Annotated in this window: 19 protein-coding genes and 1 pseudogene; 15 read left to right on the top strand and 5 right to left on the bottom strand. The window is 39.3% G+C overall.

Annotated features, from left to right (window positions below; translation table 11 throughout):
* Nucleotides 1-51 precede the first annotated feature (51 nt).
* The 9 genes and pseudogenes from CL181_RS03430 to CL181_RS03395 all read left to right on the top strand — a co-directional run bounded on the left by CL181_RS03430 (nucleotide 52) and on the right by CL181_RS03395 (nucleotide 6,267).
* Nucleotides 52-375 carry a hypothetical protein gene (locus CL181_RS03430; protein WP_097297843.1) on the top strand — a complete coding sequence of 108 codons (324 nt, stop codon included), beginning with the start codon at nucleotides 52-54 and terminating at the stop codon, nucleotides 373-375.
* Entirely contained in the window at nucleotides 372-863 is a 492-nt protein-coding gene (locus CL181_RS03425; protein ID WP_141398779.1) for a DUF6516 family protein, read from the top strand. Before CL181_RS03430 ends, CL181_RS03425 begins: the two co-directional genes overlap by 4 nt.
* A gap of 9 nt (nucleotides 864-872) precedes the next feature.
* Nucleotides 873-992, top strand: a pseudogene (locus CL181_RS03420) (DNA topoisomerase VI); the annotation flags it as partial.
* 189 nt (nucleotides 993-1,181) lie between these two features.
* On the top strand, nucleotides 1,182-4,247 hold the full coding sequence (locus CL181_RS03415; RefSeq protein WP_097297841.1) for a tetratricopeptide repeat protein: 3,066 nt from the start codon (nucleotides 1,182-1,184) through the stop codon (nucleotides 4,245-4,247).
* 98 nt (nucleotides 4,248-4,345) lie between these two features.
* Nucleotides 4,346-4,510, top strand: coding sequence for a hypothetical protein (locus tag CL181_RS20080; protein WP_176505043.1), 165 nt, complete (start codon nucleotides 4,346-4,348; stop codon nucleotides 4,508-4,510).
* 135 nt (nucleotides 4,511-4,645) lie between these two features.
* A complete protein-coding gene (locus tag CL181_RS03410; RefSeq protein WP_097297840.1) occupies nucleotides 4,646-4,852 on the top strand; it encodes a hypothetical protein in 207 nt (68 codons plus the stop codon).
* Nucleotides 4,849-5,265 (top strand): type II toxin-antitoxin system VapC family toxin, encoded by a 417-nt coding sequence (locus CL181_RS03405; protein ID WP_097297839.1) that lies wholly within the window; start codon nucleotides 4,849-4,851, stop codon nucleotides 5,263-5,265. Before CL181_RS03410 ends, CL181_RS03405 begins: the two co-directional genes overlap by 4 nt.
* Before the next feature lie 248 nt (nucleotides 5,266-5,513).
* Complete coding sequence (locus CL181_RS03400; RefSeq protein WP_176505042.1) at nucleotides 5,514-6,068, top strand: nucleotidyltransferase domain-containing protein; 555 nt, start codon at nucleotides 5,514-5,516, stop codon at nucleotides 6,066-6,068.
* Complete coding sequence (locus tag CL181_RS03395; protein ID WP_097297837.1) at nucleotides 6,061-6,267, top strand: hypothetical protein; 207 nt, start codon at nucleotides 6,061-6,063, stop codon at nucleotides 6,265-6,267. The genes CL181_RS03400 and CL181_RS03395 overlap by 8 nt, the downstream gene beginning before the upstream one ends.
* A gap of 200 nt (nucleotides 6,268-6,467) precedes the next feature.
* Here the strand turns inward: CL181_RS03395 and CL181_RS03390 are convergent, their stop codons facing one another.
* Nucleotides 6,468-6,893, bottom strand: a complete 426-nt coding sequence (locus CL181_RS03390; RefSeq protein WP_176505041.1) for a YgiT-type zinc finger protein — start codon at nucleotides 6,891-6,893, stop codon at nucleotides 6,468-6,470.
* A gap of 540 nt (nucleotides 6,894-7,433) precedes the next feature.
* Nucleotides 7,434-7,622: a hypothetical protein gene (locus CL181_RS19690; protein WP_141398777.1), complete on the bottom strand. Its 189-nt coding sequence runs from the start codon at nucleotides 7,620-7,622 to the stop codon at nucleotides 7,434-7,436.
* Between the two features lie 160 nt (nucleotides 7,623-7,782).
* Between CL181_RS19690 and CL181_RS03385 the strand changes: the two genes are divergently transcribed.
* The 5 genes from CL181_RS03385 (at nucleotide 7,783) to CL181_RS03365 (ending at nucleotide 12,499) form a co-directional block, all read left to right on the top strand.
* Complete coding sequence (locus CL181_RS03385; protein WP_097297835.1) at nucleotides 7,783-8,463, top strand: 4Fe-4S dicluster domain-containing protein; 681 nt, start codon at nucleotides 7,783-7,785, stop codon at nucleotides 8,461-8,463.
* The gene (locus tag CL181_RS03380; protein WP_097297834.1) at nucleotides 8,460-9,308 is read left to right on the top strand and encodes a CoB--CoM heterodisulfide reductase iron-sulfur subunit B family protein; all 849 of its coding nucleotides are present in this window, start codon (nucleotides 8,460-8,462) and stop codon (nucleotides 9,306-9,308) included. The genes CL181_RS03385 and CL181_RS03380 overlap by 4 nt, the downstream gene beginning before the upstream one ends.
* Complete coding sequence (locus CL181_RS21360) at nucleotides 9,305-11,608, top strand: 4Fe-4S binding protein (RefSeq protein ID WP_097297833.1); 2,304 nt, start codon at nucleotides 9,305-9,307, stop codon at nucleotides 11,606-11,608. Before CL181_RS03380 ends, CL181_RS21360 begins: the two co-directional genes overlap by 4 nt.
* Nucleotides 11,609-11,687: 79 nt before the next feature.
* Entirely contained in the window at nucleotides 11,688-11,963 is a 276-nt protein-coding gene (locus CL181_RS03370; RefSeq protein WP_097297832.1) for a hypothetical protein, read from the top strand.
* Nucleotides 11,927-12,499, top strand: a complete 573-nt coding sequence (locus tag CL181_RS03365; protein ID WP_097297831.1) for a DUF6036 family nucleotidyltransferase — start codon at nucleotides 11,927-11,929, stop codon at nucleotides 12,497-12,499. Before CL181_RS03370 ends, CL181_RS03365 begins: the two co-directional genes overlap by 37 nt.
* A gap of 27 nt (nucleotides 12,500-12,526) precedes the next feature.
* On the opposite strand, the gene CL181_RS03360 is transcribed toward CL181_RS03365, so the two are convergent.
* Complete coding sequence (locus tag CL181_RS03360; protein ID WP_097297830.1) at nucleotides 12,527-13,210, bottom strand: DUF5803 family protein; 684 nt, start codon at nucleotides 13,208-13,210, stop codon at nucleotides 12,527-12,529.
* Between the two features lie 180 nt (nucleotides 13,211-13,390).
* Between CL181_RS03360 and CL181_RS03355 the strand changes: the two genes are divergently transcribed.
* Entirely contained in the window at nucleotides 13,391-14,089 is a 699-nt protein-coding gene (locus CL181_RS03355; RefSeq protein WP_097297829.1) for a KaiC domain-containing protein, read from the top strand.
* An 18-nt stretch (nucleotides 14,090-14,107) separates the two neighbouring features.
* Here the strand turns inward: CL181_RS03355 and CL181_RS03350 are convergent, their stop codons facing one another.
* Nucleotides 14,108-15,274 (bottom strand): RNA ligase, encoded by a 1,167-nt coding sequence (locus CL181_RS03350; RefSeq protein WP_097297828.1) that lies wholly within the window; start codon nucleotides 15,272-15,274, stop codon nucleotides 14,108-14,110.
* Nucleotides 15,271-16,053, bottom strand: coding sequence for a CBS domain-containing protein (locus tag CL181_RS03345; protein WP_097297827.1), 783 nt, complete (start codon nucleotides 16,051-16,053; stop codon nucleotides 15,271-15,273). Before CL181_RS03345 ends, CL181_RS03350 begins: the two co-directional genes overlap by 4 nt.
* Between the last annotated feature and the right edge of the window lie 3 nt (nucleotides 16,054-16,056).

Here is a 16,056-nt window from a genome sequence, read left to right as displayed (position 1 = left end):
TCATTACAAGATTATAAGTACTACAAATTACAAACAAAACACGCAGTAACAATGACTCAGAAACCAAGAACTATTGAAAAATCCATATTTAGAGGAAAAAATACCAAAGCATCAGTTTCATCAATAAAAAAAAAGCCATCTGTAACACTTAGATCCAGCGCCACAGGCAAACCTGTTAAATCCATTCAAGAAATAGGAGCGCCGTTTCATATTATGGATAAAGAAGACATCGAAAAAGAACTTTCTCGGATAAAAGAGATGTTCAATATGACACCAGATGAGTTTTATCAAGCATGGAAAGAAGATAAGGTTCATGGTTTTCACGCATTGAAATTCGGGTGTTTGTATGAATACTACAGGAATGAATATGCGTGAATTTGAGGGAACGGGCGACTGAAATAAAAGGGATTTTTTATTCATCTTGTAAGGATATAATAGATGAACCTCCGTCATTTGAGATCATCCCGGATATTAAATATGCCGACTATGGAACCATTTTTGAAGAAGGAATAAGATTCATAGATGGCTCTTTTTTAAATTTTCTTGAAGAAATAAAGGAGGGGAATATTGAAAGATATGGTTATGAATATATCCGACCTGATACCGGCTTTTTCTTTCACTATCAAAATGAGGGCATTGAGAATGGAATTAGAAAACCGCTTAACCATTTACATGTCGGGATATTGAAAAAGTATGCCAATGGAAATCTATTGGATTTACTTCCTGAAGAGTTAAAAGAACATAAAGGCCCACACTTTAAAGCTCCGGAAATAAAATTCAATGAATTTATGGGAATGATCATTGTTTGTTTTTTTGCTGACCACGGGAGCTGTGAGGAAATGAAAAGAAGTCTGGGAGTGTAATTCATGGCAATCCCCCTGATGCTAAAGATCGGGAAGAAGGCTGAACAGCAGGCTTTTGCGAGGAAGGGTCCGGATTATGTGACGGATAAGTATTTGCCGGAGAGGTTGACGGAGATGGGAGTGATTTAATAAATCGAAAGCATAAAATGAATAAAAATTATGACTGATAGAAAAATATATCAAAATACAGAATTTGTAAACAAATTGTAGAATGAGTTCGAGAAGGTTGGCCTGCCTTTAGAAAAATAGTTTCAACATCACAAAAGATAACTCAGTTTATAAATACATTTATAAATTATCCAACCTTTATTAGAAAATATGGACGATGAAGAGGAGTTACCGGAATATTTAAAAGATATCACAAAATCACTCCCCAAAAAAAAGAAAATTGGCAGAAACTACCCGTGCCCTTGTGGAAGTGGAAAAAAATATAAAAAATGCTGTTTAGGTAAAGATTTTAATGAAATAAATAAAAAATTCTTTGAGAATCATGATCTAAAGCAAAATATAATAGAAAAAGTTGAACGATATCCACAAAATTCTTATCTTATACTTCAGTTAGAAAAAGATGAATTATGCATAAGTACTAGTTATGGACCATACACATTTAAAGAATTTGCATTATATTTTTCGAGAAATAAGATTAAATTAAGCGATCCTGATTTTGAGACCCTTTTTGAAGAAATAAGAGAATTTCTGGAAGAGGATAAATTCTTTACCTGGCGAAGTAATAAAATTGTTGACTTAGATTCAGATAAAATTCACGAAATTGAACTGATATTCATGGGATATCAGAAAGATTTCATTTTGAAAGTGATGAAAGAAACAAATGATACTGTAATTGACATGATGTTTCTTCAACGTGCTTTACTAAATTATGTTGGAAAAATGATTCATGATTTTTTAATTAAAAAAGGTTATACTTCCTCATATCCACGAATGATTGAAGATTTGAATGCAGAGAAGGAAGAGTTAATGCAGGAATTTGAAAAAGACTTCATTATTGACTGTAGGGCAAGTCAAAAATTGCTTTATATGTCTACCTTATTAAAAGAGATTGAGGATAAATGTGACAGTCCTATAGAATATTCTCTAGCAAAAGGGCTAGCAATAAATAACATTGCTTTTATTCAACAGAAAGAGATTACTAAAAGCTTTCCAGAAAAAAAAGATGGTGAGAAATTCTTCACAAAGCCGGATATACTTTTATGGAATGATGAATTTCCGATTGCAATTTATTGCGATGGACACGATTATCATGAAAAGACCCCAGATCAAGCATTTAGGGATAAAAATATAGATAGACGACTTACAATCTTGGGTTTTAAAGTTTTAAGATTTACTGGCTCAGAAATACATAATAATCTTGAAAGGTGTGTTGAAGAGATTAAAAATCTATATTTAGGAGATGCTTATTCTAAAACATCTCAAGAAGTTTTGCATAGACAGTTGCTGAGGATAAATCCTGAAAAATTAAATGATTGGGAAAAAAGATTCTATAATTCTATGTTTGACTATCTAGATGATGATAATAGATTGACTCTTAAACAAGAAAGAATTGTAAAACAAATTTTAGATAAATCGGAGTCTTACAAATCCTCTCCCATCTCAAAACTTGACAAATATGATGAAGAATTAAAAATCATTGAGAAAACACTAAAGATTAATCCAGACGATGAGAAACTATGGTTTAACAAAGGTAATATTCTTTCTGAACTAAGCAGATATGATGAAGCATTAGAATCTTATGATAAAGCACTTGTTATTGAACCAGATTTTGATTTAGCATGGATTCATAAAAGTAATATTCTTTTAAAATTAAATAAATATGACGATGCGTTAAAAGCCATTGGAAAAGCATTAGTGATCGATCCAGATTTTGAGGAAGCGTGGTCAAACAAAAGTAATATTCTTTTTAAATTAAATCGATATGAAGAAGCTCTTGAATCAATTGATAAAGCACTTGAAATTAACTCGACCCTTGCTGAGTCGTGGTCTAACAAAAGTAATGCTCTTTTTGGATTGAAAAAATATAATGAAGCATTAGAGGCTATTGACAAGGCATTGAATATTGATCCAGATTTTTCTGGAGCGTGGTCCAATAAAGGTAATATTCTTTCTAAATTAAAAAGAAATGATGACGCACTTGAAGCCATAAATAAAGCACTTAAGAACGAACCAAATCTTGATGTTGCCTGGAGAATCAAAAGTACTATACTTTATGAACTAAATAGATACGATGAAGCACTAAAAGCGATTGATAAAGTAATTAAGATAGAACCGACTTTACTTTGGGCTTGGTTAAACAAAGTTAAATTTCTGTTTGAATTAAATCGATATGAAGAAGCATTAAAAACAATTGATAAAGCAATTGAGATAGAACCCAATGTTGCTCTTATATGGGATTTCAAAGGTACTATTTTATCTAACCTAAATAGAGATACCGAATCGTTGGAAGCTTTTAATAAAGCACTGCTGATTGATTCCGGTTCTATTGGTGCATGGTCTAATAAGACTAATGTTCTTTCTAAATTAAATCGATATGAAGAAGCTCTTGAGGCAATTGATAAAGCACTGGAAATTAATCCAACCCTTGCTGGATCGTGGTCTAACAAAGGCAATATTCTTTTTGGATTGCAGAAATATAATGAAGCATTAGAGGCCATTGAAAAAGCACTGGATATTGATCCAGATTTTGCTGAAGCATTGTCCAATAAAGGTAATATTCTATCTAAATTAAATAGAAATGATGAAGCCCTTAAAGCCATTGATAAACTATTGAATATAAATCCAGATTCATCTGAAGTGTGGAATTTTAGAGGTAATGTACTTTATTGCCTGAATAGATACGATGAAGCTTTAGAAGCTTATGATAAAGCTGCCGATATAAAACCAGATATTCCTGAAATTTTGTTTAACAAAAGCGGTATTCTATTTAGGCTTAGTAGATATAACGAAGCATTAGAAGCCATTGAAAAAGTGATAAATATTGAACCTGATTTTGCTGATTCATGGTTTAGCAAAAGTAGTATTCTTTTTAAACTCAATCGAGACAATGAATCATTAGAAACTATCATTAAGGCACTGGAGCTAGAACCTAATGTTGCTATTATGTGGAATTTTAAAGGTATTATTCTCTCTAGATTAAAAAGATATTATGAAGCATTAGGATCTTACAATAAAGCACTGGATATTGATCCGAATTTGGCTGTAGCATGGTACGATAGTAGCTGTAATTATTGCTTAATTGATAAAAAAGAGGAGGCTCTATTTAATTTAAAACGTGCAATTGAACTTGATGGGTATTATAAAGGAAATGCAAAGACCGATAAAGATTTTGAAAAGTTATGGGCTGATAATGAATTTAAAAAATTGGTTGAGTGAATCTCCAATATTTAGTTATACCAATCCGCTGCCCCTTGCGCCGCCTAAAATGAGACCGGCGCATCCCTCAAATCTTTGCGCTCTTTGCGTACTTTGCGGTGAAAAGCTTAGATAAAACCACAAATAACGCTAACCAGCGCCCCCATCGCCTTTCCCATGCCCCCATGCGCATCATCCCGGCGGCGCCTGACAGCCCGAATTCCTATAGAGGCACCACAAACCTGCGCCCACCCATCACAAGATACCCGGCGCTAGTCGAATAAACTCGAACAAGATTTCCTAACGCTTCCCCTCAGGCTGCCGCTCTTTAAAACCCCGCGCCTCCCGGTGTCGTCTTAAGAGAGTAAGCAAAGGGATAACAATATTAATAATAGCATACTAATTTAGCTGTGACATTTATGGAATCCTCGATAAATCTCGAAAAGCGGCTCATAGCCCTTGATAAAGAACTCCATGCCATTTTAAACATGGTACGAAAGCAGAAAACATCCGGGAAAAAAACAAGTGCTGTAGAGGATTCTCTTGGCGCATGGGGCTATGATATTGACAGTAAAAAATTCGTTGATAATCTGCGCAGGTCAAAGAGATTAGATTGGATAAAATGAAAGTTTTTATCGATACATCAATATTTGTTGATTGTCTGAGGACAAATTCGGTTACCTCATCGAAAGACTTCCTGGAGACTTTGGAAGGTTCGAACAATGGTTTTACATCCTCTATTGTTGTAGCGGAATTAAGTGTCGGAGCATACCTTTCAAAAAAGACAGATGCTTTGGAAAAGACCCTTAAGATAATCTCAACAACATCTGTAATTGATCTCGATAAAGAAATAGCGATACTTGGAGGCAAAATTTACTCAAATCTCATCCGAGAAGGAAAAGAAATAGAGTTAAATGATTGTCTTATTGCTGCAACTGCGGTTTCATATGGAATCAAAAAGGTGGTGACCAGAAATATAGATCATTTCAATAAAATCAAAGACTTAAAAGCTGTCACTCCAGAAGAGTTGGATTTTTAATTAAAGCGACTGCGCCACCCCCTGAAACCTTGGTGCATTAAATCACGCGCCCCAAAGTGATCAAATAACGCTAACCAGCGCCCTCCTCGCATATCCCCAAGCACATCGTCCCGGCGGCACCTGACAGTCTGAATTATGTTTGTATAAAAGCAATGCAGACCCTGCCCATACCCGGTGTCCAGCAACCTATATACTTGTTCACAAAAAATGAACAAAATGTTTATTATAAATAAACAATGTGTTTAGTAATGATGAACGATTTACAAAGATTGTTTACAAAAAAGAATCTGGTAATCCTGAAAGATCTATCAAGTAAAAATGAAACATACATAAGAGAAATTTCTGAAAACACAGGCGTATCTCCGGCGCAAGTTCATCAGGCAATAAAAATATTTAAAAAATTAGGCTTCATCAGGGAAAAAAAGCTCAAAAATAAAAAAATCCTTTCCCTATATCCAAATAACTTGCTTCTCAGCAAAATCAGGCAGCTTATCAATATTAATGATATGCTCAACCACAGTTCTTTCAAAGAACTGAATAAGCACGGGATTGTCGGCATATACGGCAGTTTTGCCGCAGGAAAAGATACGCTGCAAAGCGATATCGATATGTGGATTTATACAAAAAATCATTCAGATGCCATAAAGCTAAAAAACATAACGCGCAAAATAGAAACAGATTTCAGGAAAGAGGTAAAATTACTGCTCCTGACCGATAAAAAAATAAAAGACTTAAAAGAAAACGACCCTGAATTTTATTTCAGGTTGAAACTGACATCTGCAGGAGAAGATATATTTGACTGAGCTATCTGATTACGTTGAAGAAAAATACGTTAATACAAAGTTGCTAAACAGAGATTTTCTCGATTACCTCGATACCCTTCGCGATGCCAGGCATGAGACTCAATATTCGCTTGGTTTTGCGGAAATAGAGATGGATTTGCATGCTGGAATCGTGGTTTGTAGAGAATTTATGAAAGCGGTAGATGTACTGATCAAATAGATATAGGATATTTACTTTGAGTCATCAAACACCGATAAAACAACAAGCAACGCTAACCAGCGCCCTCATCGCACAGGCATATGCCCCCCGCGCATCGTTCCGGCGGCGCCTGACAGATGGAATTATTATTGCATAGAGGTGCACCAATCTCCGCCCGCTGCCAGGGGCGGGTCTAAGCAGCTGAAAATGAAAGTGATATTTCACACAACTTTCACCACAAACTCATCAGCATCCACAGGCAGTATTTTTGCGAATTTCTTGGTTGCAAGCATCTTGGAAAGCTCTTTCGGGAATCGTATCAGGTAGTTCCTCCCATCCGAAGATATTTTGACTTCATAGCCCTTGATCTCCTCAGTGTGCCTGAGTGCAAACTCTCGCTCTATTCTACTGGAAGTTTCAACGTCTAAAAGCTCTTTACCGCATTTCGGACATTTGTATGCACTCACATTCATTATCATGATATTGCCTCTCTTGATATCGATTTTTGCAGGTTTCATTTTTATATGGCAATCAATGCAATATGCCGGAATTTTGTTATCGAGTTGAACTTCAAAATCTGCTTCCTCACCTGTTAGCTCATCAGGCTGAATATTTTCATAATCAATTTCTTTCTTCTTGGATTTCATAATCATCCTCTCTTTCTCTTATAAAGATCAATCTGCCAATCTGATGCCTTGTATGCAGTTTTAATCTCAGCAATTCCTGCTTCATATACAAAAAAATTTGATTTTCTCCGAAACTTTGGGTGAAATAAGTATTTTCTGTATAAGCATTCATATCATACGTATGATTTTCGTATGATTAGATAAACGTTTCGAAGAACAATCTGCAAATTTTTCTACCTTTGAATCGCATTCCTGTTGTGACAGCTTAGTCTGAAACTCTCAACCTGAACCCAGCGCCAGTCAAAGCACAGTCATCCGGTTGCCCTAACCCTATCATGCCCCCTGCGCCGTCCCTAAAATAAAACTGGCGCGCCACCCCTACCCTTAAATCCCAGCGCCGATCAAAGCATAGTCATCCGGCTGCCTCATCACATCCTGCTCCCGGCGCCTTCTTTTATGAAAATAGAGTGCTGCATACATCTTTTCGCCTTATCAAAAAAACAGACAAAAAGAACAACTAACTCGGACGAACTGAAACGAACTCATCCTACCGGAGTTCGTTCAGTTCGTGTTAGTTCGTTGTTTTGTTTCTGCTGTTGCTACCTTTTCAATTACGGAGTACACAACCTGAAACATCAGGCCAGAAAAAAGCGCCCCCATTTCATAGTCACATGCCCCCCATGCGCATCGTCCCGGCGGCGCCTGAAAGCTTCGAATTATTTGAATATTGCTGCCCCGAGGTACTGTCAAGTCTTCGTCAGTTATAAGTACAATGCTATCTTTCCTGGATCAACCGATACTGATTTAATAAATTATATTATATTAGCAAACGCATACTTGACAGAATCCATCTCGGATAATATTTAAATATCATCAGCTCTTCATCTAACTTCCCCTAAGGGAGCAATATATGAAAAAGGAACCAATACTTCCGGAATCAAGAGACACTACTTTCAGGGATCAGGTCTTAAAAACCCACGTCGGAGAAAAAATCCCGACCTGCATACAATGTGGAATATGCGCGGGTTCCTGTCCTGTCAGCCACGAAATGGACTATTCCCCGCGCGAGCTTGTGCGCATGGTGCAGCTTGGCCTTAAAAAAGAAGTGCTTTCAAGCAACACGATATGGATATGCACGACGTGCTTCTCATGCTCTGTCAGGTGTCCGAGGGGAATTCATCCGACTGAGCTTATGGAAACGTTAAAACCAATAGCGATAGCTGAAGGAATAATAAACAAAAATGCAAAGTTCGATAACGTTTTTTCAAGTGTAATTAAGAATAACGGCAGGGCTTCTGAATTCCTGCTCATCTCCAGATACAGCATGACTGAGCCTCGAATGATAAAACAGCTCCCTTTTGGACTGGAAATGATGGCAAAAGGAAAATTGCCATTATCTATCGACAGGATGGAAAATACCAGGGAACTGGAGGCTATTTTTAAACTTGGAGAAAAAGGGGAATCGAAAATAGAGAACAAAGAGATCAAAGAAAAAGATAGGGAAAAAGATAGCGATAAAGAAAAAGAAAAAGAGCCTCAGGAAACTAAAATGCAAGAAAATGAGAATGAGAAAGTTGAGGCTAAAAAATGAAATATTCCTATTATCCTGGCTGTGCTCAGCATGGAACTGCGGTGGACTACCGCATTTCTGTGGAAGCTGTATTTGGCCGCCTTGGCATTGAGCTTGAAGAAGTAAAGAACTGGAACTGCTGCGGTGCTTTGCATGTGCCGGATAGAACTGTAAAGACAGGGCTGTCTGCAAGAACACTTGCATCCGCTAAAGGGCTTGATATGGCAACTCCATGCAACCTGTGCTATTCAAACCTCATGCGTGCCCAAACCGCACTCCAGGACAGCACCCTTAGAACCAGGGTCAATGAGGCTCTCACCGAAAAATATGATGGTAACACAAAACCAAAACATCTTCTTGAAGTGATCGTCAAAGATCTTGGATTGCCAAAGCTTGCAGAACAGGTTAAAAAACCTCTTAAGATCAAAGCTGTTCCTTATTATGGCTGTCTCCTGACACGGCCAGAAAACAATTTTGACAGCCCTGAGAACCCGAAATCCCTCGATGATCTTATTGTAAGCCTTGGAGCCGAACCCGTAAAATATTATTACAAGACCAAATGCTGTGGAGGCCCGATCCTGATAACGAATGAAGACCTGGCCCTCAATCTTTCAAAGGAATTACTGGTAATGGCAAAAGAATCCGGCGCTGATTGCGTAGTTGTCACATGCCCCATGTGCCATCTGCAGCTTGATGCAAAACAAAAAGCAGTGGAATCAAAATTTAATATCAAGATCGACCTGCCAATTATTTATTTCACGCAGCTTATGGGACTTGCCATGGGTTTTGACCCGAAGGAACTGGGGCTTTCCCGGCATCTTGTTCCAACTGATAAATTGATCGCAAAAATCGGAGGCAAGCAATGACAGAAAATGAATCCCCCAGGATCGGCGTGTACCTTTGCAGGTGTGGAGGCAATATCGGTGATGTGGTTGACCTCCAGGCAGTTGCGGATAAACTCAAAGAAGATAAAAACATTACTGTAAATATCCAGGATTACCTTTGCAGCAGCGCTGGGCAGGATAAGATAAAAAACGATATCGAAAAGGGAAAAATTGACCGTGTTGTCATAGGTTCATGCTCTCCAAAGCTGCATCTTGAAACTTTCAGGGGGATGGCAAAAACAGCAGGACTTAATCCGAATCTTCTTGAAATAACAAATATCCGGGAACAGGCAAGCTGGGTTCATGACAGGGACAGTAAGGAAAGTGTGAACTCAAAAGTTCTGGGCCTGATAAAAGGCGCTGCGGCCAGAATGGGTTCAATAGAGCCGTTAACACCACTTACAAAGGAACTTGTGGACAGGACGCTTGTTGTGGGCGCAGGGATAGCCGGAATAACAACAGCGCTTGAACTTGCTGACTCCCATGAAGTGATATTGATAGAAAAGCTGCCATATCTTGGAGGCCACATGATAGGCCTTTCCAAAACGTTCCCCACTCTTGACTGCTCCCAGTGCATTCTTACGCCAAAGATGGTTGCGGTTCACAATAATCCCCGGATCACAATGTTCACGCAGACTGAGGTAGCAGATGTTCAGGGAAGCCCAGGGGATTATTCCATTACCCTGAAACACAGCCCGCGGTATGTGGATATCAAGAAATGCATAAACTGCGGCGCATGTGCAAGGAAATGCACGGCTGGCGCAATATTTCTTCCATTTGCCCAGGCTGTCCCGCAGGCGTACATGATCGATATGTCAAAATGCAAGAATTGCGGCGTATGTGTAAAAGTATGCCCACGCGATGCGATTAATCTTGAAGCAAAAGAAGAAACAAGTACGATTTCCGTGGGCGCAGTTGCGATCGCTACAGGATTTGAACCTATTGACCCATCCTTTATAGAAGAATATAATTATCCATCTCCAAACATCCTCACAGCTATTGATTTTGAAGAAATGTTATCTGCAAAGAGCAAAACCGGAATGAGATTACAGAAAGCTGACGGGACATTCCCGAACAGGGTCGCTTTCGTACTATGCGCAGGGAGCAGGGATTTCACAGGCAAAGGAAGAAAACATTGTTCCAAAGTCTGCTGCATCTATTCGCAGAAGCAGGCGCAGCTTGTGAAAAAGATGAAAGAGGACGCAGAGGCCTGGATATTCTACATCGACATGCGTTCCGCCGGAAGGAGGTTTGAGGAATTTTATCATCACACGCAGGAAAAAGGCGTTAATTACGTGCGCGGGAAAGTCGCGGAAATAATTCCCAAAACAGATGGCACTCTCATGATACAGTACGAGGATACCAATCTTGGCAGGAAAGGGCGCGAAATTTTTGATATGGTCGTGCTGTGCCCTGCTCTTATCCCCTCAAAAGGGACAAAAGAAATCGCGGATAAGCTTGGCGTATCTCTTGGCGATGACGGTTTTATTGAGGAAAAGCATGTGAAGCTTGAACCTGTGAATACGCTTAACCAGTCTGTATTTGCGGCAGGATGCGTGCTTGGCCCCAAGGATATCCATGATTCAGTTACTGAAGGAATAAGCGCCGCCCACAAGGTCTCGCAGTTCCTCGGTAAAGGCATGATACTTATCCCTCCTGAGAAGCCGCAGATATTTGAGTGCAACGGGTGCGGGGAATGCGTGAAAGCCTGTCCGTATAATGCACTTGCTCTTGATGGAGGAAAAGCGGTTCTTTCGCCTCTTGCCTGTACAGGCTGCGGAATATGCGTGCCCGCGTGCCCGATAAAAGGCATTGAGATAAGAAATTTCACACGCGGCCAGTTAAAGGCGCAGCTTCAGGGAATCCTGAGTGAAGCACCGGGTGTATTAGTGTTCATCGACCCGTATGCATATGCTGCTGCCGATATTGCAGGAGTTAACCGGAAACAATACTCCTCTCTTATCAGGTTCGTGAGCGTTCCTTCCATCCACATTCTCGACGCCGATGTGGTCAATGCCGCTTTTGAATACGGCGCAACTGGCGTTATGCTCATTGAAGGGACGACGGATGAGAAACTCACATCGCGCTCTGACGACCTGTATAAGAAGCTCAAGAAAGATACACGAAAGCACAAGAAGCCTTTGAGGTATTCGCATATCGAGACAGCACAGTATGAAAAATTGACCGACCTTTTGAATGTGTTCGCTTCGCAGGCCGGGGCAAAGGCCGAAAAGAGGGGGAGGAAGGAGAAAGGGGAAAAACCGGAAGAGCAAGAGGATTGAAAAATTTCATCAATGTGACAATAGCTTAAATAATAAACTTAAATCTTATATACTATCGATGTTATAACATTGTTACAACATGCTAAGAAATATCATAAAAATAGGAAACAGCCAGGGAATCATAATCCCGGGAGACATCCTGCAAGGAATGGGTTATCCCGGGACAGTGGAAATAATCCCCACCAAAGACGGTATATTCATAAGGCCAATAGGTGGTAAAACCATCAGGCGTAAGCCAAGGAATAAGGATGAAATTGATGGATTATACGATTTAATGAGATCAAAAATTGAAAGGAATATCAGTACTGGAAAGACGCGGTGGATCGGAAACAGGGAAATGGAGCGAAAATTATAACCACAGAATTAAAAAAAATATCATCTATCGAAAATTTAGTTGATAGAAAAATATATTTCATGGGATTGTTGACCCGGGAAGCTGAAAAAAGACATGTGCAGCCTATTGTTGTGGGCGGTTCGGCTGTGGATTTCTATACTGAAGGAATTTATCCGAGTTATGATATAGACCTTGTGAGCGATAGAAAAGTGATCGGGGAAATATTGGAACATGTATTCGACTTCAAACAAAGTGGAAAGAATTGGATAAATGAACAAATAGGTCTTTATGTAGAGGTTCCCGGCAGTCATCTGGCTGGAGATAAAGATAAAGTAATGACAATAAAAATTGAGAACCTGAAGGTCTATGTAATTGGAATTGAAGATTTAATAATTGATCGTCTTAACGCCTGTGTTCATTGGAAGTCCCAAAGAGATTGTGACCAGGCACAGTATATGATCAGATATTACCGGGATCGCGTAGATTTTGAATATCTGGAAAAGAAAGCCAGGGATGAAGTTGTTCTTAATAAATTTAGAGAACTTTGTAAAGAATGAAATAATTTAATGTAATGCATAAAAATATTATTTCCGAATATTTCTTTCCAGCATTTTGCGTTTTCTCCTTAGGGCCGAGATACTAAAATAATAATATAACCATACAATAACAGCGCAAATCAAAAGGAATCCAAACATATATAACAAAAGTTCTGGTGTATCTTTGTAGTGATATCTTACCCTGATCTTTTGTCCTGTTGGATTATTCCAGATGAAGACTTCTCTTCCCAATGCGTCATGTGTAATATTATCCGGATCTGGCTGGATATATCCCAGAAACATGGTCCCGGCCGTGAAATTTTCAGGTAAAACCACACGTATTGTCCTGTTGCTTTCAGGAATATAGTTAAAATCCTGCCCTCCTGGTATGGTATATGCCACAAATCCTGTAAAATTGGTACTGAAGTTAAAATGGGCATAATTTCTGCCCATAATTGTCTTTATCGTCACATTTACGCTGGCATTATTTCCTTGATAATCTACTGCTACAGGATTCCTGAAAGTCTGGATGCTATCTTCTATCCTGTAATCAACGGATGTCTGGTTAATGACACTGTCTATTACCTGGGTGGAAGAGAGATTCAGATAAAAAATAGTAGTATTTTCCATGCCTGGGAGTTCATACTGCATAGGGTCGCCAGTTTTAACATCAGGGGAAATGCATCCGGCCACCAGAACAGAAAATATGATCAGACCAATAATTAATTTCATGAATGCTCCAATGCTCCAACATGAACAATACAACCCTTAAATATTGTCCTTTGAAAACTTAGTTGATAACATACAGTTATCAACCATTTAATAATCATTATTATCATTATTATATCGATAATTTCATATACTTTTCGCTTTATCAATAATATACATTTATAATATTCTTTAAGGAAGAAAATGGAACCACTGAATACAGGAGTAATTGGATTTGATGAAATGCTAAAAGGGGGTATCCCGAAAGAACATATTGTTGCAGTTCTCGGTTCACCCGGTACAGGTAAATCCACTTTTGCGCTGCAATTCATATACGCAGGTCTCCTGAAAGGTGAGAACTGCGTTTACCTTTCACTTGAGGAAAGCGAAGACACTATCGTCAAGACCGCTTCAATTTTCGGCTGGGACCTGAAACCCTACATTACGAATAAAAAATTGGTTCTGATACGCTTAAGCACGATGAATATCAAAGCAGCAGCCGCCTGGGTCGAAAATGACCTTCCAAGACTCTTTAAGTCATTTAATGTTAAAAGACTCGTTATTGACCCGATAACATTGTATGAAATGTTGTATGAGTCTGAAACTTTGCGCCGCGAACATCTTTTTAATTTTGCGGAAAAAATCAGGGAACACGGAATAACTGTGATCATGACTTCTGAAACTAACAATATCAATCCGTATAATTCAAAATACGGGGTTATCGAGTATATTGCGGATGGTGTTGTTTTATTAAGGCAGGTGAGGCATAACGACCTCCAGTCAGTGGCAACAGTGATCGAAGTCTCAAAAATGAGACGTATTGAACATTCAAGGGATATCAAACCTTATTCCATAACAAAAAACGGAATAGTTGTCCACTCTGAGGCTGAAGTTTTCAGTTAGCGAAAGATAGTCAAACGACTAACTCCACATATGGCCGCCAAGTATCATTTCTGTCTTGTCGTTGGTGCTCTGGTGAATTTTTTTGATCCTGACAAGAAATTCATTCCCGATCATTTCAGGCTGCTCAAAAACAGCATCTATTCCCAGTAATTTAAGGAACTCTTCAAATTCCGTAATGGTTTTGAGGCTTTTCACCCTCAGTTGCACATTTTCAGCGATCCGTTCCCCATTTTTCTTCTTTTTAATTGTGGAAATCATTGGCAAAAGGATACTTTCCCCAAGTTCCTGGCATCTTTTCCTCGCACTTTCCTCATCCTCATCCCATTCTACTGACTGGAATGCTTCCCTGCATACCCTTCCAAAGAAAAAATCCCGCCCGAAATCATTGTAGAATTCAAAAGCATATCTGAGATCAGCGCAATTACTGAGCGAGCTTGTATATTTTACAGGAGGCAGGATCATTTTGGGATCTTTGATGACAACGCCTTCGCGCAATGTATCACCAAAACCTTTTATTATATCCGTAATTGCATCATGAGCTTTCTCAACCTCGAATTCACCGAAAAGATGCACTGACTTGATCCTGAATTCATCCATAAGTTTTCGCCTTTCCATTACAGGCACAGGATTTCCGGAATTCTTCTCCCTTATATCAAATACAAAAAAATCCAGGGACTCTATATTATAAAATATTTTAGGTACATAAGGGCTGTCCGGTCCTACCATTTCACCGCACAGCACAAGTTCCGGATGGTCGTGAAAAAAATCCGGCCCTATCAGGTCATTTACCTTCTGCGTTGTATAAGGACATATAAAACCGCCACGCGTAAGCGCTACAAGTTTATCGCCGATCAGCGCTACCCTGACATTGTAACCGTTCATTTTCTCTTCAACCGCCACTTTATCGCATGAAGAAAAATGTTTAATGAGCGCAGGATATAGCATCAAGGTGCGTGATATCTTAGGAAAGCCCCGCACGATCTCAAATGGTTCAAGAAATACCGCAGTTCCTCCTTCAACAGAGGAAACAGGCTTATCGAACCTGAATAATTCATGTTTCCCATATACATACTGTATAGTCTTTCTTTTCAGCGCCCCTGTAATGCTATGTTCGGGAATATCCAGCAGGCTGGATATTTTTTCAATATCAAGTTTATTCGTTAATTCTGAGACATCCCGTCTCATCCTTTTGCCGCCATATATTTTATGATCTCTCGCCTGCTGATAACGCCAACCATTTCATCCCTCAGGTTCAGTACAGGCACTCCGCCAATGTTTTCATTAAGGAGAGTCGATATTACTTCAGTTATAGGAGTATTTGTCCGGACTGATTTTACATTGCGGGTCATAATATCACCCACGATCAGATTCCGGATTCTTACATCCTGCTGATTGTCAGGTACAAGATCCCTGAAATTCATCATCGCTTTTGCGACATCTCTCTCAGTAATAATTCCTACTATATCGCCATTTTCGAGGATAGGCAGTCTCCCAATGTCGTTATCAAGCATGATACGCCTTGCATGGGAAACCCTGTCGCCCGGGCTTATGGTAATCGGCTCTTTCATGACCTCAGCAGCATATCCCTTTATACCCTTTGCATTTTTCAGGATCTCATGAGGAGTTACCCAGCCCAGGATGTTACTATTATCCGTAACGATCAGGATGCCATTTTTCCTGTCCATCAATGCGATCGCATCTTCTATACCCATATCAGGGAGTACCCCGGTGAAGGTATCCGTTGTCGCAGCTGCAACATGCAGCGATGACGCCGGAAGATTTGAAGTCTTCCATGTCCCGAGTTTGCTGGCAATGCTTCTCATCGTGATTACACCCGTAGGCTCACTTCCATTGAGGACCAGCAGTCTTCGTGTATCATATTTATCCATCAGGTCCATTGCATGTGATATCTTATCTGATTTATGCACAGTGATTGGTTCACTCATTATGTTTTTTACTTTCATAGT

Source organism: Candidatus Methanoperedens sp. BLZ2 (assembly GCF_002487355.1).
Lineage (GTDB): Archaea > Halobacteriota > Methanosarcinia > Methanosarcinales > Methanoperedenaceae > Methanoperedens.
Note: the sequence above shows the minus strand (reverse complement) of the source record. Positions and strands in the feature narration are given on the sequence as shown.

Excerpts from the sequence above, each read along its gene's own strand:
- CL181_RS03430 (WP_097297843.1), top strand. The coding sequence starts at position 52 with ATGACTCAGAAACCAAGAACTATTGAAAAATCCATATTTAGAGGAAAA.
- CL181_RS03415 (WP_097297841.1), top strand. The coding sequence starts at position 1,182 with ATGGACGATGAAGAGGAGTTACCGGAATATTTAAAAGATATCACAAAA.
- CL181_RS03410 (WP_097297840.1), top strand. The coding sequence starts at position 4,646 with ATGGAATCCTCGATAAATCTCGAAAAGCGGCTCATAGCCCTTGATAAA.
- CL181_RS03405 (WP_097297839.1), top strand. The coding sequence starts at position 4,849 with ATGAAAGTTTTTATCGATACATCAATATTTGTTGATTGTCTGAGGACA.
- CL181_RS03400 (WP_176505042.1), top strand. The coding sequence starts at position 5,514 with ATGATGAACGATTTACAAAGATTGTTTACAAAAAAGAATCTGGTAATC.
- CL181_RS03390 (WP_176505041.1), bottom strand. The coding sequence starts at position 6,893 with ATGAAATCCAAGAAGAAAGAAATTGATTATGAAAATATTCAGCCTGAT.
- CL181_RS03385 (WP_097297835.1), top strand. The coding sequence starts at position 7,783 with ATGAAAAAGGAACCAATACTTCCGGAATCAAGAGACACTACTTTCAGG.
- CL181_RS03380 (WP_097297834.1), top strand. The coding sequence starts at position 8,460 with ATGAAATATTCCTATTATCCTGGCTGTGCTCAGCATGGAACTGCGGTG.
- CL181_RS21360 (WP_097297833.1), top strand. The coding sequence starts at position 9,305 with ATGACAGAAAATGAATCCCCCAGGATCGGCGTGTACCTTTGCAGGTGT.
- CL181_RS03370 (WP_097297832.1), top strand. The coding sequence starts at position 11,688 with ATGCTAAGAAATATCATAAAAATAGGAAACAGCCAGGGAATCATAATC.
- CL181_RS03360 (WP_097297830.1), bottom strand. The coding sequence starts at position 13,210 with ATGAAATTAATTATTGGTCTGATCATATTTTCTGTTCTGGTGGCCGGA.
- CL181_RS03355 (WP_097297829.1), top strand. The coding sequence starts at position 13,391 with ATGGAACCACTGAATACAGGAGTAATTGGATTTGATGAAATGCTAAAA.
- CL181_RS03350 (WP_097297828.1), bottom strand. The coding sequence starts at position 15,274 with ATGAGACGGGATGTCTCAGAATTAACGAATAAACTTGATATTGAAAAA.
- CL181_RS03345 (WP_097297827.1), bottom strand. The coding sequence starts at position 16,053 with ATGAAAGTAAAAAACATAATGAGTGAACCAATCACTGTGCATAAATCA.